The 23,801-nt window shown below is 54.2% G+C and carries 25 protein-coding genes and 1 pseudogene; 19 read left to right on the top strand and 7 right to left on the bottom strand.

Going from position 1 to position 23,801, the window contains the following annotated elements; genetic code table 11:
- Positions 1-37 precede the first annotated feature (37 nt).
- A complete protein-coding gene (locus ACIPR4_RS18555) occupies positions 38-943 on the bottom strand; it encodes an alpha/beta fold hydrolase (RefSeq protein WP_013570206.1) in 906 nt (301 codons plus the stop codon).
- Between the two features lie 212 nt (positions 944-1,155).
- Between ACIPR4_RS18555 and ACIPR4_RS18550 the strand changes: the two genes are divergently transcribed.
- From ACIPR4_RS18550 to crcB, 3 genes and pseudogenes are all read left to right on the top strand, one after another.
- A complete protein-coding gene (locus tag ACIPR4_RS18550) occupies positions 1,156-2,067 on the top strand; it encodes a LysR family transcriptional regulator (RefSeq protein ID WP_013570205.1) in 912 nt (303 codons plus the stop codon).
- 132 nt (positions 2,068-2,199) lie between these two features.
- Positions 2,200-2,331: pseudogene (locus tag ACIPR4_RS23240) on the top strand (CocE/NonD family hydrolase); the annotation flags it as partial.
- Positions 2,332-2,370: 39 nt separating this feature from the next.
- Positions 2,371-2,754: a fluoride efflux transporter CrcB gene (gene crcB, locus ACIPR4_RS18545; RefSeq protein WP_013570204.1), complete on the top strand. Its 384-nt coding sequence runs from the start codon at positions 2,371-2,373 to the stop codon at positions 2,752-2,754.
- 222 nt (positions 2,755-2,976) lie between these two features.
- On the opposite strand, the gene ACIPR4_RS18540 is transcribed toward crcB, so the two are convergent.
- Positions 2,977-3,375: a RidA family protein gene (locus ACIPR4_RS18540; protein WP_013570203.1), complete on the bottom strand. Its 399-nt coding sequence runs from the start codon at positions 3,373-3,375 to the stop codon at positions 2,977-2,979.
- 169 nt (positions 3,376-3,544) lie between these two features.
- On the opposite strand from ACIPR4_RS18540, the gene ACIPR4_RS18535 reads away from it, so the two are divergent.
- Together ACIPR4_RS18535 and ACIPR4_RS18530 are read left to right on the top strand one after the other, a co-directional pair.
- On the top strand, positions 3,545-4,603 hold the full coding sequence (locus tag ACIPR4_RS18535; protein ID WP_342612303.1) for an adenosine deaminase: 1,059 nt from the start codon (positions 3,545-3,547) through the stop codon (positions 4,601-4,603).
- A 231-nt stretch (positions 4,604-4,834) separates the two neighbouring features.
- Positions 4,835-5,800 (top strand): LysR family transcriptional regulator, encoded by a 966-nt coding sequence (locus ACIPR4_RS18530; protein ID WP_245536384.1) that lies wholly within the window; start codon positions 4,835-4,837, stop codon positions 5,798-5,800.
- A gap of 113 nt (positions 5,801-5,913) precedes the next feature.
- On the opposite strand, the gene ACIPR4_RS18525 is transcribed toward ACIPR4_RS18530, so the two are convergent.
- Positions 5,914-7,647 carry an FAD-dependent oxidoreductase gene (locus tag ACIPR4_RS18525; protein WP_013570200.1) on the bottom strand — a complete coding sequence of 578 codons (1,734 nt, stop codon included), beginning with the start codon at positions 7,645-7,647 and terminating at the stop codon, positions 5,914-5,916.
- Positions 7,648-8,058: 411 nt separating this feature from the next.
- Here ACIPR4_RS18525 and ACIPR4_RS18520 point away from each other — a divergent pair, with 411 nt between their 5' ends.
- The 8 genes from ACIPR4_RS18520 to ACIPR4_RS23570 all read left to right on the top strand — a co-directional run bounded on the left by ACIPR4_RS18520 (position 8,059) and on the right by ACIPR4_RS23570 (position 14,086).
- The gene (locus tag ACIPR4_RS18520) at positions 8,059-8,358 is read left to right on the top strand and encodes a putative quinol monooxygenase (protein WP_013570199.1); all 300 of its coding nucleotides are present in this window, start codon (positions 8,059-8,061) and stop codon (positions 8,356-8,358) included.
- A gap of 232 nt (positions 8,359-8,590) precedes the next feature.
- Positions 8,591-9,262, top strand: a complete 672-nt coding sequence (locus tag ACIPR4_RS18515; RefSeq protein WP_013570198.1) for a peroxiredoxin-like family protein — start codon at positions 8,591-8,593, stop codon at positions 9,260-9,262.
- Positions 9,263-9,332: 70 nt separating this feature from the next.
- A complete protein-coding gene (locus ACIPR4_RS18510; RefSeq protein ID WP_013570197.1) occupies positions 9,333-9,752 on the top strand; it encodes a hypothetical protein in 420 nt (139 codons plus the stop codon).
- Between the two features lie 157 nt (positions 9,753-9,909).
- Entirely contained in the window at positions 9,910-10,506 is a 597-nt protein-coding gene (locus ACIPR4_RS18505) for a redoxin domain-containing protein (RefSeq protein WP_013570196.1), read from the top strand.
- 65 nt (positions 10,507-10,571) lie between these two features.
- Positions 10,572-11,321: an alpha/beta hydrolase gene (locus tag ACIPR4_RS18500; protein WP_013570195.1), complete on the top strand. Its 750-nt coding sequence runs from the start codon at positions 10,572-10,574 to the stop codon at positions 11,319-11,321.
- 98 nt (positions 11,322-11,419) lie between these two features.
- Positions 11,420-12,139, top strand: coding sequence for a dienelactone hydrolase family protein (locus ACIPR4_RS18495; RefSeq protein ID WP_013570194.1), 720 nt, complete (start codon positions 11,420-11,422; stop codon positions 12,137-12,139).
- Between the two features lie 220 nt (positions 12,140-12,359).
- Positions 12,360-13,439, top strand: coding sequence for an alkene reductase (locus tag ACIPR4_RS18490; RefSeq protein ID WP_013570193.1), 1,080 nt, complete (start codon positions 12,360-12,362; stop codon positions 13,437-13,439).
- A gap of 209 nt (positions 13,440-13,648) precedes the next feature.
- Entirely contained in the window at positions 13,649-14,086 is a 438-nt protein-coding gene (locus tag ACIPR4_RS23570; protein ID WP_013570192.1) for a winged helix-turn-helix transcriptional regulator, read from the top strand.
- A gap of 65 nt (positions 14,087-14,151) precedes the next feature.
- On the opposite strand, the gene ACIPR4_RS18480 is transcribed toward ACIPR4_RS23570, so the two are convergent.
- The gene (locus tag ACIPR4_RS18480) at positions 14,152-15,240 is read right to left on the bottom strand and encodes a PDDEXK nuclease domain-containing protein (RefSeq protein WP_013570191.1); all 1,089 of its coding nucleotides are present in this window, start codon (positions 15,238-15,240) and stop codon (positions 14,152-14,154) included.
- 815 nt (positions 15,241-16,055) lie between these two features.
- Here ACIPR4_RS18480 and ACIPR4_RS18475 point away from each other — a divergent pair.
- Positions 16,056-17,015, top strand: coding sequence for an alpha/beta fold hydrolase (locus tag ACIPR4_RS18475; RefSeq protein WP_013570190.1), 960 nt, complete (start codon positions 16,056-16,058; stop codon positions 17,013-17,015).
- Positions 17,016-17,300: 285 nt separating this feature from the next.
- A complete protein-coding gene (locus ACIPR4_RS18470; protein WP_013570189.1) occupies positions 17,301-17,855 on the top strand; it encodes a sugar O-acetyltransferase in 555 nt (184 codons plus the stop codon).
- A gap of 10 nt (positions 17,856-17,865) precedes the next feature.
- On the opposite strand, the gene ACIPR4_RS18465 is transcribed toward ACIPR4_RS18470, so the two are convergent.
- Entirely contained in the window at positions 17,866-18,666 is an 801-nt protein-coding gene (locus ACIPR4_RS18465; RefSeq protein WP_013570188.1) for a helix-turn-helix domain-containing protein, read from the bottom strand.
- Between the two features lie 125 nt (positions 18,667-18,791).
- On the opposite strand from ACIPR4_RS18465, the gene ACIPR4_RS18460 reads away from it, so the two are divergent.
- The gene (locus tag ACIPR4_RS18460; protein ID WP_013570187.1) at positions 18,792-19,304 is read left to right on the top strand and encodes a cupin domain-containing protein; all 513 of its coding nucleotides are present in this window, start codon (positions 18,792-18,794) and stop codon (positions 19,302-19,304) included.
- A 13-nt stretch (positions 19,305-19,317) separates the two neighbouring features.
- Here the strand turns inward: ACIPR4_RS18460 and ACIPR4_RS18455 are convergent, their stop codons facing one another.
- Positions 19,318-19,554, bottom strand: coding sequence for a coiled-coil domain-containing protein (locus ACIPR4_RS18455; protein ID WP_013570186.1), 237 nt, complete (start codon positions 19,552-19,554; stop codon positions 19,318-19,320).
- Positions 19,555-19,790: 236 nt separating this feature from the next.
- Positions 19,791-20,258 carry a cupin domain-containing protein gene (locus ACIPR4_RS18450; protein ID WP_013570185.1) on the bottom strand — a complete coding sequence of 156 codons (468 nt, stop codon included), beginning with the start codon at positions 20,256-20,258 and terminating at the stop codon, positions 19,791-19,793.
- A gap of 179 nt (positions 20,259-20,437) precedes the next feature.
- Between ACIPR4_RS18450 and ACIPR4_RS18445 the strand changes: the two genes are divergently transcribed.
- The 3 genes from ACIPR4_RS18445 to ACIPR4_RS18435 all read left to right on the top strand — a co-directional run bounded on the left by ACIPR4_RS18445 (position 20,438) and on the right by ACIPR4_RS18435 (position 23,781).
- Positions 20,438-21,772 (top strand): lipopolysaccharide biosynthesis protein, encoded by a 1,335-nt coding sequence (locus tag ACIPR4_RS18445; protein ID WP_013570184.1) that lies wholly within the window; start codon positions 20,438-20,440, stop codon positions 21,770-21,772.
- A 167-nt stretch (positions 21,773-21,939) separates the two neighbouring features.
- Positions 21,940-22,497 (top strand): acyltransferase, encoded by a 558-nt coding sequence (locus tag ACIPR4_RS23565; protein WP_013570183.1) that lies wholly within the window; start codon positions 21,940-21,942, stop codon positions 22,495-22,497.
- Positions 22,498-22,581: 84 nt separating this feature from the next.
- On the top strand, positions 22,582-23,781 hold the full coding sequence (locus ACIPR4_RS18435) for a glycosyltransferase family protein (protein ID WP_013570182.1): 1,200 nt from the start codon (positions 22,582-22,584) through the stop codon (positions 23,779-23,781).
- Positions 23,782-23,801 lie beyond the last annotated feature (20 nt).

The following is a 23,801-nucleotide window of genomic DNA, read 5'->3' as shown; positions in this document are numbered from 1 at the left end:
CGCAGCCTACCCGTAGGGACACCAAACTGCGCGACCTTTAGGCCTCCGGCCCGACACGGGCGTCATAAAACTTATGGATATGGGTGGAGATGTAGTCGAGGCAATCCTCCACCGCGAAATGTCCAGCACTCAGCCGATGCATCTCTGCCGTGGGGAGATCGGGAAGATAGGCCTCACCGCCTTCAGGAGTGAAGAAGATATCACCCTGGGCCCAAAAGATGATGGTCTCCGGCTGGTGTTGTTTCAGGAACGCTTGCCACTCCGGATAGAGGGCAACATTGGTGCGATAGTCGTAGAACAAGTCCATTTGAATGCGATGTGCGTTCGGGCGCTGGAGCGATGCGAAGTCCGAATTCCAGTTGTCCGGGCTGATCAGTTCGGGAATCGTGGAACCGTGCAGATAGATGGCCTTGACTGTGTCAAGCGCGAGCAAACCCGCTACGGCAGCCTCCGAGGCCGGAGTCCGTTGCTTCCAAAGATCCCCTCGCAGACTTCCCCATGCGGCGGTAAATCCGATCTCATAGGCGTTCGTGTTCTGAATGATCAACCATTCAAGCGCGCTGGGGTTTTTCGTGACAATGCGAAAGCCGACGGGGCCGCCGTAGTCCTGGACATACAGGCCGTATCGATCAAATCCCTTCTTCTCCAGAAAGCGTTCCACTACCTCAGCAAGATTGTCGAACGTGTAAGAAAACTTGTCAGGATCCGGATAATCGCTGTCGCCGAAGCCCGGATAGTCTGGAGCGATAACATGGAAGCGATCCGCGAGAGCCGGGATAAGGTCGCGATACTGATGTGACGAGGATGGAAAGCCATGAAGCAGAACAAGCTTTGGATTGGAGGTGTTGCCTGCCTCTCGATAGGCTATGTTGAGTCCATTCACTTCAAGCGACTTGTAGGCGACCGTCTGCGGGGCGATGGTGGGGGTATATGTCGATGACATGTCGTTATCTCTCCGTTGCTGTGACAAGCTCAAGTGGGACCATTTCAACCATGCGATAGGCAAATCGCTAGACAGTCGTAGTACCTGCGATGTCCGGCGCGCCGACGCTCACACGCTGATTTGAGCACGGTCACTACCAGAAGTAACGCCGTTTGTTTTGATACCTACTATCAGAGATCCTGATAGCAAAAATTGGTGGTACGCTGCTTCATATGCAATTGCGTCACCTCAGATACTTTTGCGCGGTTGCTGAGCACGGTAGTTTTACGACAGCCGCGCGGCAGCTGAACGTCTCCCAATCTGGGGTTAGCGGGCAGGTACACGATCTCGAAAAGAAGATTGGCGTCGTGCTTTTCCAACGCAATCAGCGTCAGCTGACCCTCACTCCTGAAGGAGCTGTCTTCTTTCATGAGGCGCGAGAGATTCTGATTCGAGCGGACCGGGCCGTTGAATTGGTCCGCAGATCATCCCAAGGTGTGTCCGGGACGCTGACGGTTGGGCTCTGCGGACCTGTTACGGCTGCGTTTCTTCCGAAACTGATCCGAAGATTCCGCAAACAATTTCCCGGTGTCGCGGTGGCCCTGCGAGAGCTTCTTCCATCTGAACAGATTGAAGCGCTTCTCAATAGTGATATTGATATTGCATTTACCCGCGGAATTCCTGCAGGATCTAAGCCGTTTGTCGGTCACGAGCTTCTTGTCAGAGAGCCGTTAGTAGTTGCCCTACCAAAGGAGCATCCTCTCGCCGGCGAGCAGACAATCGCATTGAATAGGCTTGCGAAAGAGCGCCTGATTGTATTCTGTCGCGATGGCGCGCCAGAGGTATTCGATGCGATTGTGGCGGTATGCAAGAAGGCAAAGTTCTCGCCCAGGATTGGAGACACACCTAGTGCTTGGCAGTCGATTTTGACTATGGTGGAAGCCGATGAAGGGGTTGGACTTATTCCTTCCTGCGTTCAATATTTGCGCTCCACCGATGTTATTTTTCGGCCCCTAGCTGACAAGCGTTGTAAGGTAGACGCGATATTCGCGTGGCGTCGCCATGAGAGCAGCGCAGTCACGGACGCATTTCTAGCGCTCCTGCGTGCTAAGCGCACGGAACTTCAGCGTGCCAACGAGCGTTAGTGACAATCATTTTGTTCAGCTGAGAGAAAATGCCATGACTACCCTAATCCCCCGTATGGCTCGGAGGGCGTATACCTGATGACCCCGCCGCCGGTGGGATTAGGCTTTTAATAACTCGGGGCCGATGACACAACCGATGCCTACGACACGATTGATTTGCTCGTGAAGAATGTTCCCGAATCCAATGGCCGCGTCGGCATGTTGGGCTCATCCTATGAAGGATTCACGGTTGTCATGGCGCGGCTGCAAAGCAAGTTTCATTAGCCTTCCCATCGCAACCAAATAGAAATAAGGAGATTGACATTGCAACGATACCTGCTCATCGCGATTGGTGGTGCTCTGGGATCAATTGCCCGATACCAAGTCGGCGCTCTTGCGGCCGAGCGGTTCGGAATGCGCTTTCCAGTGGGTACGCTTGTTATCAATATCAGCGCTTGTCTTTTAATTGGGTTCTCCGTGGAGTTCCTCAATCGACACGCGAACATCGATCCGACTTGGCGTTATCTCGTTCCAGTAGGATTCATCGGGGCCTACTCCACTTTCTCAACATTCGAATGGGAAATATGGACGGACTTCACTTCAGGAGCTTTCTGGATCGGAGTACTTTATATGGTGGTGAGCCTTGTGGCAGGGCTCGTAGCGGTCGCGGTTGGGTCTGCTATGGCGCGGTCAGCGCCTCAGATGTAAGAGACTTTCGCTGGCTCGAGCGAACGAATCCAGGTCAAGATGTTGCAAAACGGGACCGATATCAAAGGTCATTCGCGACGGCGTTTTCACGGAGTTGCATGTCTACCCCGGTGCCCTCATGGCTTTACAGCGTGGGGCGCGGATACAGGCATCGCACAACGGTGCCAACGGGAGTTCTAGGATGCAATCGTCCGGCACTTCGGTCCGAATCATGGCTTAGGGCTAAGCCTTCTCTGGAATGCGGGCGATCACCTTGATCTCAAAATCAAAGCCGGCTAGCCAGTTGACGCCGATCGCCGTCCAGTTCGGGTAAGGAGCCTGTTCGAAAATCTCCCTCTTAACTGCCATGAATGTTTCAAACTGTTTCTCTGGATCAGTGTGGAACGTTGTTACGTCGACAATGTCATCGAATCCGCATCCCGCTGCCAACAACGTCGCCTTTAGGTTGGCAAACGCTAACCGGACCTGATTCCCAAAGTCCGCTTCCGGCGAGCCATCGGCGCGGCTTCCTACTTGGCCGGAGACAAAGAGCAGGCTTCCGGATCTGATGGCAGCTGAATAGCCGTGTAGTTCGTAAAGGGCATTAGGTTCCGCAGGAAATACGGCATCACGTTGAGTCATAACATCCTTTCAGGTTGTGTAGGGGCCGCGCATTGGAGCGAGTTGATTGGTATACCCGACTTTACATAGACCGCGTATGTAAACGTGCCATCATACATAAGAGTTGTAACGTGGCAATATCGATGTAAAAAAACGAAAAGGTCAGACTAGGCTTGCCTAGTCAGCGGAGATGTGGAAAGTAAGGTTAGAAAGGGTGGACATGATGAACCACATTCGGGAGTTTATCGGGACTGTCCCAAAAGCTGAGCTCCACATGCATTTGGAAGGCTCGCTGGAACCGGAAATGCTCTTTAGGCTGGCTAAGCGCAATAAGATTGCCTTGCGGTGGTCCTCTGAGGAAGCTCTGCTTGCCGCTTACGAATTCGAGAACCTGGAGGATTTTCTCGCCCTCTATTTTGAGGGATGTCGCGTTCTTGTAACGGAGAAAGACTTCTACGATGTGACTGCGGCTTATCTGGCAAAAGCCAATGAACAGAGCGTCCGCCGAGTAGAGCTGTTTCTTGGACCGCAGAGTTTTACCGAGCGCGGCGTGCCGCTCGGGGCCATAATGGACGGTGTGCTTGGTGCAATCGCGGACGCGCAGTCCAGCAGCGCCATTAGCGCAGCATACATCCTGAGCGTCCATCGTCACAGGCCCGTAGAGGACGCTTTACGCCTGCTTGAGTCGATTGGGCCATGGTCCGAGCATATTGTAGGGGTCGGCATGGGCGGTCCGGAGGTGGGATACCCCCCGGGGAGATTCAGGCCTTTCTACCTCAAAGCCAAGGCGCTGGGATACAGAACAACGGTCCATGCCGGGGAGGAAGGCCCCCCTGCGTACATCAGGGAAGCGTTGGACATGCTGTCGGTCGAGCGGATCGACCACGGGGTCACCGCCTGCCACGATAGCGCCCTCATGGAGCGACTCGCCGCCGAGCAGACGCCCCTTACAGTCTGTCCGCTTTCCAATCTCCGCTTAAAGGGTGTGCCATCGCTTGAGGCTCACCCTCTAAAGACGATGCTTGATCGTGGACTGCGAGTGAGCGTCCACTCTGACGATCCACCTTACTTTGGGGGCTACGTCAATGAGAATCTTGAAGCCTGTTGCGCGGCCCTGAGTCTATCTGCGGAGGATATTGCTGCTCTTGCGCGCAATAGCTTCCTCGGTTCCTTTGCTCCGCCGGATGAGATTATGCACAGTGTAGATGCCGTCAATCGTCACCTCGATTTGTTTCTGGCCGAACGTTGACGCTGCAAAGCCGTTTTCTGGCTACCGATTAGCCCCCGAGGTCTTGGTGGACGAGAACAATCGGATACAAGAGTCAAATCTCACCTACCCCAAGAACGTTATGCGAAGCGAGCACTCGTGTGCGCTTTGACAAGAGATGGTCCTGCGGCGATTCAGGGGTTATGAGTTCCGACAGCCAGCGCACAGGCGGTCATTCGGGCTACGCCGACATCAGAAGTAACGCTGTATGTTTTGATCTTACCCATCAGAAAAGGCGATAGCACTACAACGGTGGTATTCTGCTTTACTATGGAGCTTCGTCATCTCAGATACTTCTGCGCTGTTGCTGAGCACAGAAGTTTTACCACCGCCGCAAGGCAGCTTAATGTCTCCCAGTCAGGTGTCAGCGGACAGGTGCGGGACCTCGAAAAAGAGATCGGCGTCAGTCTGTTCCGACGTCATCAGCGTGAGGTGACACTTACCCCCGAAGGGGCTATCTTCTTTCACGAGGCACGCGAGATTCTGATTCGCGCTGACCGGGCCGTTGAATTGGCTGTCAGATCATCCAAGGGTATGTCGGGGACGCTGACAGTCGGGCTCTGCGGTCCCGCTACGGCAGTATTTCTGCCAAAACTTATCCAAAAGTTTCGCAAACAACTCCCTGGCGTTACGGTTGCACTGCGAGAGTTGAATACTTCGGAACAAATTGAAGCTCTCCTTAATGGCCATATCGATATTGCTTTTACGCGCGGAATCTCCGTCGAATCAAAGTCCCTCCTCAATCACGAGTTTTTTATGAGTGAACCCTTGGTGGTGGCCCTGCCAAAAGGGCATCCGCTCGTCCGTGAGCAAGCCGTTGCTTTGAATCAGTTTGCAAAGGAGCGCCTAATCTTATATTTTCGCGAGGGATCACCAGAGGTGTTCGACTCTATCGTAGCGATGTGCAAGAAGGCAAAGTTTTCACCCAGGATCGGAGACACACCACGTTCTTGGCAATCCATTCTGACTATGGTCGAAGCCGGCGAGGGAGTAGGGATTGTTCCCTCTTCTGTGCAGTACCTCCGCTCCGATGATGTTGTCTTTCGCCCACTAAAGGATAAGCGCTGCAAGGTGGACGCGATCATCGCATGGCGTCGACATGAGAGCAGCAAAATCATGGACAGCTTCTTAGACCTTCTGCGCGCCAGGCGCGAGGAAGCCAAACGAGCTAATCCGTAGTCCGGAAATGCGATTGCGCTTGGTGATAGCCGCGCGCTCATGGCTTGACGTCGCTTGACCTCCAGTTGTTCCGCGCCGCATGGCGCACTAGAAGCCAAGGACCCTTTAGTCTGCTACTCTGCCGCCGCACTCGCCAATCGTAATGCTTCCAAAGTCGAATTCGGTTCCGCTGCAAAGCTATTTCGATGGTCTGCGAGATATCGGTGCACGTCTGAAATCACCACAGAACCCTCACCCACCGCGCTCGCCACCCGCTTGACCGATGCGGATCTAACATCCCCGACTGCAAACATTCCCGGCACACTGGTCGCATAGGGAGTTCCATTAAAACCTTCCGCTCCGCCGGTTATAACAAAACCTTTCTTGTCGAGCTTCACTGTTCCGTACAGCCACCCCGAATTTGGCTCCGCACCGATCATCACGAACACGCTTCCAACGCGTTTCCGTGTGGTCTCGCCGGTTCTACGCTGTGCCCACGTGACCCACTCCAGCCCCGCGTCGCCCTCCAAGCCCACGATCTCCGATCCCGTGTAGAGCGTGATATGAGCTGAGCTTTCGATCCGCGATATCAAATACTGTGACATCGTGGTTGCCAGTGACTTGCCGCGCACGACATAGTGCACATGCTTTGCTATTCCAGAGAGAAACACGGCTGCCTGGCCTGCGGAGTTTCCCCCTCCCACAACGATCACTTCTTTGTCCCGGCATAGGACACCTTCCATCGAAGTTGCAGCATAATAGATTCCGCGATTCTCGTACTCCTCGTAGTTCTGAACTGAAAGTTTCCGATACTGCGCGCCGGAAGCTACCACCACAGCGCGGGAGCACACGGGAATCCCGCCCGCGAGCGTCAGTTTGTGAATTCCATCCACCTGCTCCGCCGTCACCACCTGCCGAGAAATGGCAAACCGCACGCCGAACTTCAAAGCCTGCAGTTGCGCGCGGCTCGCCAACCTCTGACCAGAAATACCCGTCGGGAACCCGAGGTAGTTCTCAATCTTTGAGCTAGTTCCCGCCTGCCCACCTGGCGCAATTCCTTCGATCACAATGGTGCAGAGCCCTTCGGAAGCCGCATACACAGCCGCCGCAAGGCCCGAAGGCCCGGCACCCACCACGACCACGTCGTAGACCATCTCAGGATCGGGTAGTTCCGTAATGCCGAGTTCATCGGCGAGCTCCGCAATTGTGGGGTGGTACAACGTGCGTCCATCGTAGACGGTTACCGCTGGGAATCTTCCGTTCGAGGTTCGCGCCGAGCCTTCGAACAGATCCTGCTCAGGTGGCGCCTCAGATATTGGCAGTTCCACCACCCGGTGTGGATAGTTGTTGCGAATAAGGAACCGCTGCAACTCCGTCATCTTCGGGTCACGATTATTGCCAAGGAGTGCCACGCCGGCACTTTCTTCGCCTATGATGCCTATCCTTCGCCACACCGTCGCAGAAGCAATAAGGTTCGCTATATCACCTTCAGACCGCATCAACCGCTGCAACTCATCCCGAGAAATCCTCAAGAGGCGACTTTCCGCGAAGGTCCGCGCTTCAACCAGAGAGCCCTGTGAGGTCAGGAGATTTAACTCCCCCAGAAATGCGAGACTCTGTTGACGGGCGAACACCTTCGCCTCGCCATTCCCGGCAGGCAGGCAAGCATGCACCTCGCCTTCCAGAACCACGAACAGATCCACCTTCCGCTCGCCATATGTAAAAAGCACTACATTCGCGGGAAAGCTTTCTTCGCGCCCGTACGCACGCATGCGATCCACCATATCTTCGGTCAGCTTCTGGAACGCCAAGTCGGCTCTGAAGTCCGGTGTCCACGCACTGCTCTCAATCATTACTTGGTCTGCCATGCCGCTCCTCCCTCCGAATCTTCGCGGGCTCTGCAATAGCGCTTGCGGTCGAAATTGTGCTCTTCAAGTGAAAGCTAACCAATGGCGGCGCAATTCGTAAAGTGCAACAACAGCACAGCAGTGATGGAGGCGCGCAGCTTAACCCTGAAAGCACAGTACACCATTCTGTCCCATCGCTAATTCTGATAGCTGCTAGCAGAACAAACCGCGATACTTCTGGCTCTCACCATGCTCAAATCGACAGGTGTCAGACGGTCGGCGGCCAAGGCTTTTGGGCGTCCGGCTACGGCACCTGGGCTCTCTGTCTCCACGATGCCACTCTTCCAGAGTGGTCAGCGCGGGCCGGTATAGCCGCGATTAGGTGCGACTGAATGTAACGAATATCAACTGCTTAAGAGAGGATCTGTCCAAATGGCTAAGTTCGCGTTGCTCGTTGAGTTGAAAGCAAAACCAGGGAAAGAATCGGAAGTAGAGGCCTTTCTGGAGAAGGAAGCATCACTGGTAAGAAAAGAACCAGGAACATTGTCGTGGCACGCAGCGAAGATCGAAGGTGAGCCCGGTGTCTATCGAGTGTTCGATACTTTCGATACTGAAGAGGCCCGCGATGCCCACTTGAACGGGGAGGCTGGACAGGAACTTGTGGACAAGGCGGACGAACTATTTTCCCCGGCTCCTAAGGTTTCTAAGCTTCAGGTGGTTGCCCAGAAGTAAGGTTCTTGGGCGGCGTTTTGTTGAGTAGACACTTCGTTGGATCGCGCGTCTCGATATGTTCTTGCGTCCATCGCTGGTGTCGTTCCGGAACGCTGCCCAGGTTCTTCGATGAGAAGTATTGACAGAGAAGATCCACAAGATCTCAGTGGGGCCCTTCTGACACCTAACCCAAGATGCATGCACCGACCAACTAGCGTGTCGGAGCCAACACAAGCCACAAGGGAGATTGTTTATGTCACTCGCACAAACGCTTGTGGAATTACGGGACAAGTTCGCGAAGATTCTTCCGGAGAGCGCTACCGCCATTATGGAAGGTCACATCGAATCCCTTCGCAAAAGCGGAGCGGTAGACCAAATCATCAAGCCCGGTGCGAAAGCGCCGACATTCACATTGATAAACCAGCACGGCGAGGACATATCGTCTGTCGATTTGATCAAGCGCGGTCCGCTTGTCGTGAGTTTCACGCGCGGGAGTTGGTGCCCCTTTTGCTCTGCTGAGGTACGTGCTCTTAACGAAGCGTATGACCAGCTTCGGCAAGCTGGTGTAGAACTTGTTGTCCTTTCTCCGCAAAGCCTGGACAGAACTCGCAAGCAGGCGACGGCCGGGAAGTTGAAGTTCAGCTTGCTAGCGGACACCAATAACGAGATCGCCAAGGCCTTTGGGTTGGTCTACACCTTCCCTGATGATCTTAAGAAGATTTACAGCAGCGTACTCAACCTGGACATTCAGGCGATAAATGAAGCAAGTAGCTGGCAACTCCCAATCCCAGCGCGTTTCTTCATTGATGGGAACGGTGTGATCCGCGATGTCAAGGCAGACCCTGATTATCGTTTCCGCCCCGAACCTTCAGAAGTGTTCGACATCGCAAGAGAAGTCATGGAGCATACAAAAACGCCCGCCTAGTAACTAGGCGATTCGAAAAGATAGCACGCGGAATGGCTCCGGAAATCAAAAGACAAAATAGGAGAAGAGTATGCCTGGCCGTCTAAAAGTTTTAACCCTGCTCTTGGGAGTGTGGATGTTCATGTTCGGATTCCTTAAATTCTTCCAGCCAATCCGTGGATGGTTTGATGTTCAGTTTCAACAGAGTCATCTACCCCACCAACTAATTCTCCCAGGCAAAGTGAGTGAAATGGTCGTCGGAGTTCTCTTCCTCCTGCCATGGCTTCGGAGATCGCTCACCGTAAAAAGCAAGGATCAAATCCTGCTGACCGCGTGCTTCATCCTCCTCATTCAGATGTTCGTGGCAATCTACGTCCACCTGCAGCCCGGAGTGCCTGCCAACGTTCTTCCTTTCGGTATCAAGCCACCCGTTGTTCCCACTGCCATCCTTTTCCTTGGATTGCTCACTGCTTTCGATGTTTGGAAACACCTGCAGGCAGAGAAGGCTTAACAATGGGCAACTCATCTCGCCGAGCAGGTTTGCCCGTGAAACGGAAGCAAGGAAGAGGCAAGAAGATGAGTGGCGGACATATGGCGTGAAGCCCGCTCAAAAAACGGATCACGCTGCATAGTGACCCTCAACTCAGTGAAGGGAGACCCTCAAGAACATGCGAAACGACATCGTGCCTGGAACTCGTTTTCCTGATTACGAATTAACCGACCAGACAGCGACACGGCGGAAATTGTCCGAACTTCAAGGCACGGACCCCATGATCGTCGTGTTAAGTCGCGGAGGCTTCTGTCCAAAGGACCGCCGCCAGAATGAAGGTCTTATCGAGCTGCATCGCGAGATGGAAGTGGGCTATTGCCGTCTTGTGACGATCAGCACGGATACGCTCACGGAGACGAACGAATACCGCAGCGGGGTCGGAGCACACTGGCCCTTTCTGTCGGACGCAGGCCGTGTTGTGCAAAAGGACCTCGACATCGCCGAATATACAGATCCTCTACACAATCCCATGATCCCTCACGTTGTTGTTCTTGAGCCGGGGCTCATCATCCATAAGATCTATTGCGGATACTGGTTCTTTGGAAGGCCGACCATGGAGGAATTGCGCCAGGATCTGCGAGCCGTCAGCAAGAAGTGCAGGCAGGATTGGGACATCACGACGCCCGAAATGAAGCAGGCGTGGCAGGAAGGCCGCAAGGATTTGTTCTACCCATACGGTAGGACATACACCCAGACGATCCGCGAGCAGGAGTGATCTACCACCCGTCTTGCAGGAGCAGGTAAACCGGAACCGATCAATACGAAGGAGAACAACTCACCATGGCCACTCAAGAACAAACTGCAGATAACGATTTTCCGAAGCCCACTATTGTGCTTGTGCACGGAGCCGTTGAAGACTCTTCGCTCTGGACTCATGGTGTGATCCAAGGCCTCCAGCGCGACGGCTATCCGGTCAGAGTCTACTCCAATCCTTTGCGGGGCCTGCCGAACGACGTTGCCTACTTGCGTAGCTTGCTCGACACGATCGAGGGGCCAGTGCTCCTCGTCTCTCACGCCTACGGCGGGGCCGTCATTACCCAAGGCGGCGACGATCCGAAGGTAAAGGGCCTCATCTACGCGGGCTCGCCCATGCCAGCGGCAGGCGAATCTACAAACGATTGTCTCAATCGGTTTCCCGGCGGCGATTTCGCGTCGTCCGCCGATCTGATTCCATATACCTTGCCCGACGGAACCAAGGGCACGAATATCCTCATCAAGGCCGAGAAGTACGCCTACCTCCTCGCCGCTGACGTGCCGGAGAGCAAGCTCGCCCTCATGATCGCCACGCAACGTCCCATCGAGGCTGCAGCGCTTGCCGATGTACTGACATCGGCTGCATGGACGAGCAAACCGAGCTGGCAAATTAGGCCGCTGCTTGACCCCGTAATCCCTCAGGAAGAATTCAAATTCGAGGCAGAGCGTGCCCACTCTACGGTCGTCGAGTTGAAGTCTTCGCACGCCATCCCCGTCACTTTCCCTGACGTGGTGGTCGATGTAATTAAACAGGCGGCCCGCGCGGTGGCCGGGTAACGATGGTCTGTTGAGAACAGGTTCCGGTAGCAACAATCTCGTAGGAACGGTTCGCGTATTGCGGTTGGATGTCAACAGCCACTAACAAGGAGAAGAGCATGCACACTGAAGTCCTGAAATATGAAGTCAATGGCCTGAACATGGAGAGCGTGTTGTATTTCGACGAGACCAAGACTGGCCCGCGGCCGGCGGTCGTTGTATTTCCGGAGGGGTTCGGCATCAGTGCGCACGCCAAGGAAAAGGCGCAGCGCCTGGCAGCATTGGGCTATGTAACCCTGGTCAGCGACCTGTTTGGCGAAGGCAAAACCGTCAGCACCCTCGCTGAGGTGATGGCTTTCGTCGGCCCCCTCATGGGGGATCCCGAGCGAATCGGCGCTTACGCGGAAGCAGGACTGAACGCACTAACGTCGCGGCCGGAAGTGGACACGAGCAAGGTGGCAGCCATCGGCTATTGCATCGGTGGCTCCGTCGCGCTGGAACTGGCGCGTCTTGGTGCAAATGTCAAAGGCGTTGCCGGTTTCCATAGCGGCCTTACCACCGCACGCACGGAGAATGCCAAGAACATTAGTACCAAAGTGTTGGTCTGCATCGGCGCAGATGACCCGATGATCGGCCCAGACATCCGGCAAAAATTCGCTGAGGAAATGAACGCAGGTAAGGTGGACTGGCAACTCCATCTTTATGGAGGCGTGGTGCATAGCTTCACCAATAAAGAAGCCGATACCCGCGGCGAGCCCAACATTCTCCGCTACAGCGCGAGTGCCGACAAGCGCTCCTGGGAATCTCTGGTGAACTTCCTGGAGGAAGTCTTCGCATAAAGTTCTTCTTCACCTGGAGGGGGTGGCCGGTGCAGTCGAGCGGCCCGCGCTATCACGAACCGATGGCATTCTGTTGAGTCGGGGTTCCTACGCTGGTTTGCTGCGGCGTGGGAACCGAAAGATTCAGAGGTCTCAGGTGGCGGCGCGGGAAACAGCCAGCGCCTTCTGGGGGACTTATCACCAGCAGCCCACCACGTCTCGCAACAACAGGAGTACAAGAATGGCTACTCTCTTCGAACCCGTTCAGCTTGGATCTTTCGTTCTGGCAAATCGTGTCTTCATGGCGCCCCTTACGCGCACGCGCGCAGACGCGGAGGGTGTTCCTAGCGCACTCGCAGCGACTTATTACTCACAACGTGCTTCGGCCGGACTCATCGTGACCGAGGCGACACAGATCTCGCCCATGGGGAAGGGGTACAGCAATACTCCCGGGATTCATTCCCGCGCACAGGTACAAGCGTGGTCCCACATTGCTGAATCTGTTCACAAGAGCGGAGGCCGAATTTTCCTCCAGTTGTGGCACGTCGGCCGAATCTCTCATACGTCCTTGTTGCCAAACAACGCGCAGCCCGTGGCTCCATCCGCAATCCGTGCCAATGCCGATACCCACATTGCCACGGGCTCAGCAGAGGTCTCGGAGCCGGTAGCCTTGTCGGCCAGCGGTATAAAACAGACTTTGGCCGACTACCGGTCGGCAGCCAGCAATGCGAAAGAGGCCGGATTCGACGGGGTCGAGATTCATGCGGCGAATGGATACCTGATCGATCAATTTCTCAGGACAGGAACGAATCAGCGAACCGATGAGTATGGCGGCGTTGCGTCGAATCGAATCCGCTTCCTTGCTGAAACAGTCGAAACGGTGCTTGAAGTATGGGGCAGCAGGCAGGTCGGTGTGCGAATCTCTCCGACAGTTGACTTCAACGACATGACGGACGCTAATCCACTCGAAACCTTTTCGGTCGCGGTTGAAAAGCTCAACAGCTATGGGCTTGGTTATCTTCATGTCGTTGAGCAGGCACAAGACAGCATAGGGAGCGCCGAGGAGGCTGTCAATTTGTCGGCACACCTTAGAACACTTTGGAACGGTGTCTACGTCGTGAACGGCGGATATGACGGACCTAAGGGCGAGGAAGCGATACGGGCCGGTCATGCCGACGCAGTTGCGTACGGCCGCGCCTTTCTAGCCAACCCAGATCTGCCAAGGAGACTGCAACTCGGCACTGCTCTCAATGAACTTGACCCAGCGACTATCTATGGAGGTGGCGCTGCCGGGTACACGAGCTATCCCACGCTCTCCTGATCCATGCAGCATCCGGTGGGAGGTGCCGATTGTTTCAATCTCTCTTTAACGGACGCCTTGAACAGAACAAGGCATTGCAAGCTAAAGGCTGTGAAGGCAGGGATTAGGTTCAAAATGGACGCGGCCTAACATCCACACAAAGGGGCCGCACCTCGGGTGTACCTAGACGCGACTCCGCAGACCGATTAAGCGGCAGGAAGAAGCTTCGCATGCGGCCCAAAACATACCGTTTCAATTTGCAAAGCGAGTTGAGGGAAGAACGAAAGCGCAGGATTCCGGCACGGCTAAACCCAATGGATGCCTCTTACACGGGACATGTTTCGCGGGTAATCGAGCTGTTGCAAGGAAAATGGACGGTTCAGATCCTCTGTGCGATGCGAACACGTCCGGTGCGCCTCAGTGAACTTAAACGTGCGATACCATCAGCATCCAAGAAAGCGCTTACGGCGAGTCTGCGATCCCTTGAAGCTGCGCGAGTCATCTTTCGACGAGACCTGAGCAGTTCTGTACTACACGTCGAATACGAACTCGCAGATGCAATGCAAGAACCCCTCATCACGCTGTTAGATCACCTTGCGGAATGGGGCACGCTCTACGATTCAGATGAACTGTCAAAGATGCCCTTCTCAGAGACCCAATCCGAGTGAGTTGACAACTCTCCAAGATCTGCCGACCACTGGACAGAGCTCCTACGGGTACTCATTGTTGATTGTTAGGACTTCAATTCGTCCAACTGCGCTGTGCCAAGAACTCTCTTTTCGAATTGCGCTCGGGAGCGCTGCAACTCGTCCGCAATCATCTTTTCATCAGGAAGTACCATCTGATATTCAGCAGCGAGCACTCTATTGGGCAGGTTGTCCAGAGCATAGTGAGCTTCCGCAGTGCCCTTTTCTGCGCAGAGAATCAGGCCAACCGGGGGGTTCTCTCCCTCTTTCATCCAGTGTTCGCGAGCGTAGTTGAGATACAGGTGCATTTGTCCGGCGTCTGCGTAACCGAATTTCCCCACCTTGAGGTCGATGACTACCAAGCAGCGCAGCCGGCGATGGAAGAAGAGCAGATCGACGCGGAACCAAGTGTCATCAATACGGAGCCTCTTCTGTCTTCCAAGAAACGCGAAGTCATCGCCCAGTTCCAGCAGGAAATCGGTGAGATGTTGAACAAGGCCCTCTTCAAGCTCGGATTCGGAATACTCGTCCTTAAGGCCGAGGAATTCCAGAACGAATGGGTCCTTGATGGCTTCCTCTGGCGTGATGGCATCGCCGGATTCGGTAATATTCGCCTTCTCAAGCATGGCGGCCTTGTTGCGGGAGAGCGCGATACGCTCGTAAAACTGGCTACCGATCTGGCGGTCGAGTTGGCGAACCGACCAGCCGGAACGCAGAGCCTCCTTCTCGTAAAACGTGCGGGCTTCAGGCCGCTTGACCGAGAGCAAGCGGACGTATGCCGACCAAGGCAAAAGGAATTGTTTAGCCAGATCGTCAAGCGGAATGGATTTTGCAGACGGTGTCTGCAAAATCTTCGAGGGAGGCCATGTGACGAAGAAAGCTCGCATCTGCGTGAGATTGCGCCAGCCAAATCCGCGCCCGAAACGAGGCTCCAGGTCTTTGGCAAGCTGCTTGATGACGGCCTCCCCATACTCCGCCCGCTCGTGTCCCTCCTGTTCAAACTCCACAATGCGCCGTCCGATCTCCCAATACGTGGCAGTCATTAGCGCATTCACACGCCGAGCCGAAGCGGCCCGCGAAGCCTGTAGCAGCTCTATGATGTCGTTACGGATTTCGCCGTACTGCAGGTTATCCATGTCGTCTCTAAGGTTACGTGCTCTACATTGCGGAAGGAAGTGGGATGAGCTGGCCCGCCACGACCCCAGCCCAAAGCTCAAGGACTTGGTGTCAAATTGGTGTCAAAGACGAGACATAGGAGCAGCGGAGGGCGGTTGTAGCGCGTCCACTCCGGATTCATGGACCGGCCAAAACAGTACACAGAATCTTTCATAACAGCCTTGTAATCTCCTCGCCGCACAATCCGAGCAATTCTCTTATCGATTCGTCATCCACGCTTCCGCACGATTCGCGCGAACAATACGCGAACAATGCGCGTCCCAAATGGGCCTAATTTGTCCTAAACGGTCCTAAATTTGATAGAGCATAAAATCTTTATTTTCAATTACATCCGCTGATTCCAGGCCATTTAGCTGAATTGTCCGGCAGCCCTGAAAAGGCCGGCGTCGGCGGTTCGATCCCGTCTCTGGCCACCACTTTAGATTCAATGAGTTGTGGCGTTTCTGCAGGGAATGCAATGGATCGGCAGGAAGCCGGTGCGACTTTGCAGATTTGCCCGTACTCAATGTCGCTCCCCTAGACCAAATCAAACCCTATCGGTATAAACCCCTGACGCTCCGGACTATTCCAGGAAGGACGATCCGCGTTGAAACGGTGTCGGTGTGAGGAGATCGATTCTTAGTGGGCCATGCTTGCAGTCCCGTGACGAACCACACGTTCATGTGAGTGAAATGGAATAAATCAACCACATACGTGTTTTATCGGACTGTACGATTAATTTCGCCAAATGAAGAACTCGCGAGCACATTCGATATGCGCTTCAGAAGGTATATATATGACTGATATCCATCACCGGACTCTTGACAGCAACGGAATTCGTATCCATATCGCCGAACAAGGGAAAGGTCCATTGGTTTTGCTCTGTCATGGCTTTCCGGAAGGTTGGTATTCCTGGCGTCATCAACTCAAAGCGCTTGCAGAAGCTGGCTTCCATGCTGTTGCGCCGGACATGCGAGGCTATGGGGAAACCGATCGCCCAGAGGCGGTTGAAAGTTATACTCTGCTTCACCTTGTCGGTGACATGGTAGGCCTTCTTGATGCGCTTGGAGAGAAGCAGGCAGTAATTGTAGGACATGACTGGGGCGCTCCCGTAGCCTGGAATGCAGCAATCATGAGACCCGATTTGTTTCGTGCAGTCGCTGGGCTCAGTGTGCCTCTCCTGCCTCGTCCATCCGTTCGGCCAACAAGCTTAATGGCTCGTATGGACGAATTTATCTGGTATATCCTCTATTTTCAAAGTCTCGGAATAGCCGAATCAGAGCTGGAACGCGATGTTCGTGCATCTATTTATACGATCTTCGGGTCAGGCTTTGGCGAAGATCAGCCGTCAGATCGAATCGGTATGGTTGATTCCACACGCGGTTTGCTACATGGCATGTCTAAGCCGATGAATCTTCCTTCATGGCTAAGTGAGCAAGATCTGGATCACTTCACAAAACAATTTACAAATACCGGCTTTACGGGTGCTCTGAACTGGTATCGAAATATCGATAGAAATTGGGAACTGCTTGCGCCGTTTGCCAATGCAAACATAACTGTTCCATCCCTCTATATTTATGGCGACCGCGATGTTGTTGGCCGTTTTCCCGGCATGGATAAAACGATCGCGGGTCTCTCGAATCGTGCCTTAGATCTGCGCGGAAAGCTATGCCTCAAGGATTGTGGTCACTGGACGCAGCAGGAACAGCCTGCTGAAGTGAGTACGGCGCTGATTAATTTTCTAAAGGATCTCTGAAGATAGAAGTGCGTCGTGGCCTTACGGAATTTTGCAGCTCTCCGCTGTATACGATCCGTAAGCTGCGGCCCTTCTGGACGTGCGCGCGGCCGGCGTTCCACTGCTTTTCGGTAAGGATCCTTTAGAGCAAAAGGATCTTCTTTGATGGCGCACTCCATTCAAGCGAGGCATTCATTAGACTTGGCTTCGCTCCAACCTGGCGACTCAAAAGCAACGTCCATCAACTAAGCAGTATCCTCCAATTCACAGGCGCGAAACAGATGGTGGGGCAGGTCTGGGAGGAAGATGAAAACGGAATGGGAAAAGATGTTGGGAGGCGAACTCTATGATGCCTCTGATCCTGAGCTGCTTCAGGCGAGAGACCGCGCCCGCGATCTTTGCCAAACCTTGAATGCCACACGAGAGTCAGATCGTGATCTTCGACGCAACCTCCTGAAACAGATCTTCGGAAAGGGCGGCGAGACAGTATCGCTGCAACCTCCCTTTTTCTGCGACTACGGAACCAACATTGAATTAGGAGAGCGCGTTTTCTTCAACTTCAACTGCACTGTCCTGGATGTCTGCAAGGTGAAGATCGGCGACTATACGCAGTTCGGGTCGGGCGTACAGATTCTGACGCCTCTGCACCCACTCGATGCAGAGATGAGACGAAAGCAAGAGTACGGCGCACCTGTCACAATCGGTTCCGATGTCTGGGTGGGCTCGGGTGCGTTGATTCTCCCCGGAGTCACCATCGGGTCAAGAGCAGTGATTGGAGCGGGAAGTGTCGTTACGCGGGATATTCCAGACGACGTTCTCGCAGTAGGCAATCCCTGCCGTGTGCTTCGTCCCATTGGATAGCAGGTGAGCCTCAGCAGGCCCTTCGGAACTGCACTGGAGTTGTTCCGGAGAGCATCTTGAAGACCCGCGCAAAGTGTTGCGATGTTTGAAAACCACACGCCATCGCTACATCGATGACACGCAGTTCGGGCTGCAGTAAAAGTTCCTTCGCACGAGCGATCCGGGCATTTGTAACAAACTTGTGCGGCGGGATTCCTGTTGAGCGATGGAACATCTGAGAAAAATGAGCCCGGCTCAGCCCGGCAACGTTTGCAAGTTCGACGAGCGTAAGCTCGTGAGCCAGTCTGTCCTGGATATACTCCGATACCCTTCGCAACTGTGCAGGAGCCAGGCCACCCTTGACCTGCCGAAACGGCCTGCGAAGCACGCCGCACACCTGAGTGATCGCTGAAGCAATCGCCTGACCCAAAGAATCCATGTAGAGGCGACCTGACGGATTTCCTAACGTGCTCTCCACTTCAATCGCGGTGACGATCGCAGAGACACGCGGGTCTTGCAGGTAGGGAGTGCCGTGAAACTCCACCTTATCGGCGCCAAGCTCTTCCGCGGCGGAGCGCAAGGCATTGTCCGGTACCTCGATCATCAGCACTTCCACCGGATCATTCCAGCGCACCAGCTCTTTCGTGTCTCGCCGGCATAGCGTGATATCGCCCGGTGTGAATTGGTGGCGTGACAGATCGCGCGTACTCAATCCAATCCCTGCACTTCCTGCGGTCAGGGCCTTTGCGACATACTGCACCGGAAAGATGTGAGCGATCGCATCCGGCGTCGGTGTTCCCTGCAGTAGACCTACTTTGACTACATCACTCATAACTATTCGGTACCTCCGAAGTGAGTTTTCCGAACATATGGACACAGGTGCGGACTTCGGGACACATCTTCTATGTCTGGAAACAATAGAAAAGAGGAGACCGAGATTTCGGCAGAGAAGATGCCATGCACGCAACCGAACAACGTAATACAAGTCTATCGTCCATACCCCAAACCTTTGACCTGTTTGGAGTGCTGATCGATTTTCTGGTGACCCCAGATGAGACGGGGCATAAGATCAGCCTCTTCAAAGGAATCATTCGTTCCGGCGTCGTCGTCCCGCTTCACAGTCATCCTGATCCTGAAGTTTTTTACATTCTTGAGGGAGCCTTGGATGTTTATCAAGACAGTGGACCTTCCAAGGGTTGGTCTACGACGCAAGGTGGCGGAGCCGTAGCGATTGCTGGGGACGTAAAGCACGCTTTGCGGAACACATCGTCAACGCCGGTCACGGCGATCCTGGCGACGCAGGAGGAGCTTTATAACTTCTTCCGGAACCTGGCAAAGCCCTTCGAGCCTGAACAGATACCCGTGCCCCCGTCCCCTGAAGAGATGCAGCGCCTCTTCGCCGCCGCGGCGGAATGTCACTATTGGATGGGCTCCCCCGAAGAAAATGCTGCCATTGGGATTTCCTTGTGAAAGTGATGGAAGACTAGACCTTCCGCAATAGATCCGGAGAGGGCGGCGCTCCATAGGGAAAGGCGAACGGATGCGTTCTCAATTCCTGGTTCTTGGCCAGAAGTTCGGCGACGATCTGTCTTAAGGTGCAGACTTCTGCCTCAAGCTCTTTGATATGACCACAGGCCGAAGGGCTATAGCCGCTCGCCAGCATGGAGTCTATGGTCATTCGTTCGTACTTGGGATGCGTGAAACGGAGGAATTCCTGCATGGGGAGGCTCGCATGAGTTGGATGGCCGACACCTGAATCTTCAAACCATTTCACCCGGGACCATAGTCCCTTAAGGGGGATGCGGCTACCCTACTTTGGTATCGCGTCAGGTTTGCCATCCGGCTGAACGCCGGTTAGCCCCTTTAATAAAAAATTGGTACGGATCCAGGTGAGCCGAGGCTCTACCTGGATCCGTACCGGCTTGAAACAGGGTAATTCGCGTTCAAAACAAAGCCTTACTGCGCGGGTGGTATCCCGAGCAAAGGGGGACCGAGGATCTCGACACCGGACTTCTTTGCAATGGCCATCAGGTCAATGTCGCCACCTTTGGCAATCAGGCGCAGCGCCTCTTCGGCGCCGCCCGGCGTACAGGTGACCAGCATGCGCAGTTTGGAATCGGGAGAAGGATTTCCCCACGCGTGGGAGATGCCACGCATCAGGCTGATGGAGGTACCCGTCGGTGCATCGAACGTTTTTTCTCCGTAGGCGATGCGCGCTGTGCCTTCCAGGATGACAAAGTGCTCATCCTCACGCGCATGGACGTGAATGGGTGTACTGTCTCCTGGGCTGGCGACGATCTCCACGACGGAGTAAGTGCCGTTGGTTTCGGCAGAATCGACACGGATAGCGCAGAGCTCTCCAGGCCTCGTCTGGAGCCAGGGATCAGTAAGAGCGCCGTTTGCGATGGTGGTGGTTTCTGTCATATTCATTCCTTATAAGTCGTCCTTATAAGAGACACAGGCCGTTGACGCTTATTCCATCCCCTCTCTCAAGCAGTTAGAAAAAAATCGAAAGTTTTGAAAGTCAATGTGCGCCGAGCAAGCAGCCCCGTCTCGACAGGATGGACTGATATCCGTTCGATATACTCGGTTTCATGGCGAGGATGTCCCCAAATCTCCAGCGTAGAGTACGTATTCTCCTCACCTTTATGGGTGGCCAGGGCGCCGCGCAAGGGCTCAACCTGCTTTGCGGTCTGCTTATCCTGCGCTGGCTTCCCATTACGGAGTACTCGCAGTACGGTCTTGTCTATGGTTTTCAGATGCTGGTCAACGCAGGCCTCGACCTGGGTTTTGCCGGCACCATCGTCGCGCTTGTAGGGCACCGCATTCACGATAAGACGATCATCGGCAACTACGTCCGTGCAGGCCGACGGATGCGCTTCAAGATGATGGTCTTTGTCCTGCCGACCGTCTCCATCTTTTACTACTTCATGACCAAGCACCTGCACTGGCCGGTGTCTACGCAGGTGTTGCTTCTGCTCTCCATCTGTGCGTCGGTAAATGTTTCCGGGCTGCAGTCGTACTACACTTCACCGCTGATCATTCACCGCCGTCTGACGACGTACTACCGCATCCTTATTCTCACGGCGCTCTTTCGCCTCGTCGCCTGCTTTATCCTCTTCGAACTCGGCTGGATCACCTCTGTCTCCGCTGCCTGGGTCAATGTAGTGGGCATCGCGCTCACTGGCGTCTCTCTGCGCGCTGCGTGTCGCGACCTTGTCGAAGAGCCAAGCAAGGTCAACCCCAAGTTCACCAAACAGATGGTGCGCTATGCGATGCCCAACATTCCGGGGCTGCTTTTCTTTGCCTTGCAAGGCCAGATTTCCATCTTTCTGATCGCGACTTTTGGTAGTAACAAAGGCATCGCCCAGGTCTCTGCTCTGGGACGCATCGGACAGATCTTCACTCTTCTTAATTCCATCAACGGCGTCATCGTTGAACCGTGGTTCGCCAAGGATGATGGCAGCCACGTCGTCAAGCGTTACTTCACGCTTGTGGGGATGGTGCTGGTCGGGTCGGCGGCTTTCGTTGGCTTCACCTATCTTTTCCCTGGTGTCTTGCTTCAACTCCTAGGTAAGAAGTACGCAGACCTTCGCCTTGAGGTGGTGTGGATCGTCCTGCAGGGATGCATCGGCTTCCTGATGGGAATGACCTGGACCGTGATCTCGGCGCGACGCTTGATCTTCTGGCAGACCACCTTCGTAAACATCGTGCTCATCACCCTCTCCCAGGTTGGATTCATCGTGTTCGTAGGCGTCACCAGCCCGATGCGTGCCATTCAAATGGGCTGCTTGTCCGCAGCGGCCTCGCTCGCCGCTCAGGTCTATAACCTCTTCTATGGCCTCAAGCGAGGCCCGCGCATCGACATTGAAGAGCATGAGCATGTGCGGGAGGACAGCCTTCCTCTCACTGCGGTTGAGGCTGAAGTGAGCGATTAGCTCAATTCGCTTCAGTGCGGCTCGTACGCGAGGCAATTTTGCAATGCGATACACTTGCCCTGATCACCCCGACGTATCCATGCGTTCGATCTATACCCGGAGAAGCGGATGACTGTGGAACAAAAGCGGCAGCATCTTTGGGATACGATCCTTCAGAGAGCATCGGCATGAGCACTGGTTCCTCTGGTTTTCTGCGGCGTGTATGGCTTGACGGCCGTATCTGGATGGCGAACAACGTGATCGCCTATATCCCCAGCCATACCGTCCGTCTCTTCTTCTATCGCAAAGTCATGCTGGCGAAGATCGGTCCCGACTCGCTTATCTTTATGCGCGCATGGCTGGACTGTCCGGGGGGACTGACGGTTGGCTCCAATAGCGTGGTGAATCAACAATGCCGCCTCGACAGTCGCGGTTCACTCACGATTGGAAACAATGTTTCCATCTCTGCCGAGGTCTGCATCCTCACGGCGCAGCACGATATTCAAGACAGTGATTTTGCGGGCGTGCAGTCGCCAGTTACGATCGGTGACTATGTTTTTATTGGCACGCGTGCCATGATTCTTCCCGGCGTTACTCTCGGCGAAGGCTCCGTTGTTGCCGCAGGAGCCGTTGTTACGAAAGACGTCCAACCCTACACTGTTGTGGCCGGTATTCCCGCTGTCCCCATCGGTAAACGCAATCAGGACCTGCGCTATCAAGCGCACTATCCTCGTTTATTCCAGTAGAGGTGCAACGCTTGTATGTGCCTTTGGTGACCTAGTGCATCGCGATCCCCTCAACTAGAATCATCTCCAGGGAGAAACGAAGCGATGACAGCCGGGGCTAAGCATCTGGAACGCGTGGCGTTTGTACAACCGTTTGGCCTGGCTGAATTTGGTGGCGGTCCGAAGGTGTTGAAGACCCTTCTGAAGAATGCTCCTCTCGATGCGATCAGCATCAATACCACCTTGAATTCTCCCAAGGCCACCACAATCATTCGGGAATTTCATCTTCCAAGACGTCCCACTCTCGGCCGTCTTGAGAAAACTCGCTTACACTCCCTCATCCATTCCTCGAACCGGTTTTTCAGTCGAAGTTTCCAACGCAACCTGACAAATCTAGTGCGTCGTGAAGAAGTCTCGTGCATTCATGCGATCGCGCATACGTGGGATTGCCTGGATGCCTTTGAGGTGGCTCAAGACCTGGGTCTGCCCTTCGCACTTACAGTGCATGACGATCTTCTCTACGCAATGCACGGACAATTGTGGCTAGGTAAAGCAGAGAAGTTGCTTGCGCGTATGTGGCAGGGATCTAACGTCCGCTTCGTTATCTCGGAAGAGATTGGAGAGGAGTACGGACGGAGATATGGAAAAAGAGAGTACATTCCCGTGACGGACGGTTTGGAAAAGATTGCGGACTCTCCGAGAGCGCGGGTAGAAGGCAAAGTCCGCATCTATTTTATGGGACTGTTTCATCAAAGTTATACCGCCAACTTTCAGCAGCTTCTCTCAGCTTTAGAGCAGCTAGGCTCCGAGCATCCAGAGTGGAAAGTGGAGTTGATTACACGTTGCGGCTCTGTAGGAATGTTTTCTTCTTCCAAAAATGTAACTGTAAGTGAGTTGCCCTTTGCGGCAGCCGATCCTACTGCGGAAGATATGCGCAATGCGGATATCGCTTATCTTCCCTTGCCGTTTGGTCAGGACCAGGAAGCTTTTACACGCTATAGCCTCTCTACCAAAATGATTGGATATCTAGGTTCTGGTTTACCGATTCTCTATCACGGCCCATCGTATGCGGCTGCCTGCAAGTTTCTCGAACGACACAATGCAGCGCAGATTGTTTCTACGATGGAGACTCAGGCGATCGTGGATGGGATCATCCTTCTCCTGAAGAACTACACTTCGCTCGCAACGGCAGGTCTTCATGCGGCCAGAAGTGAATTTCTTATAGAAAAGACGACGCGTAGATTTTGGGATGGAATCCAGGGATGTTTAGACAATCGATCGGTTCCACGCGTCATCCCGGCATAATCTCTACTTACGATTCGATC

It is taken from the genome of Terriglobus saanensis SP1PR4 (assembly GCF_000179915.2).
Taxonomy (GTDB): domain Bacteria; phylum Acidobacteriota; class Terriglobia; order Terriglobales; family Acidobacteriaceae; genus Terriglobus; species Terriglobus saanensis.
The sequence above is the reverse complement of the archived record's forward strand: the minus strand, read 5'-3'. Positions and strand labels throughout refer to the sequence as shown.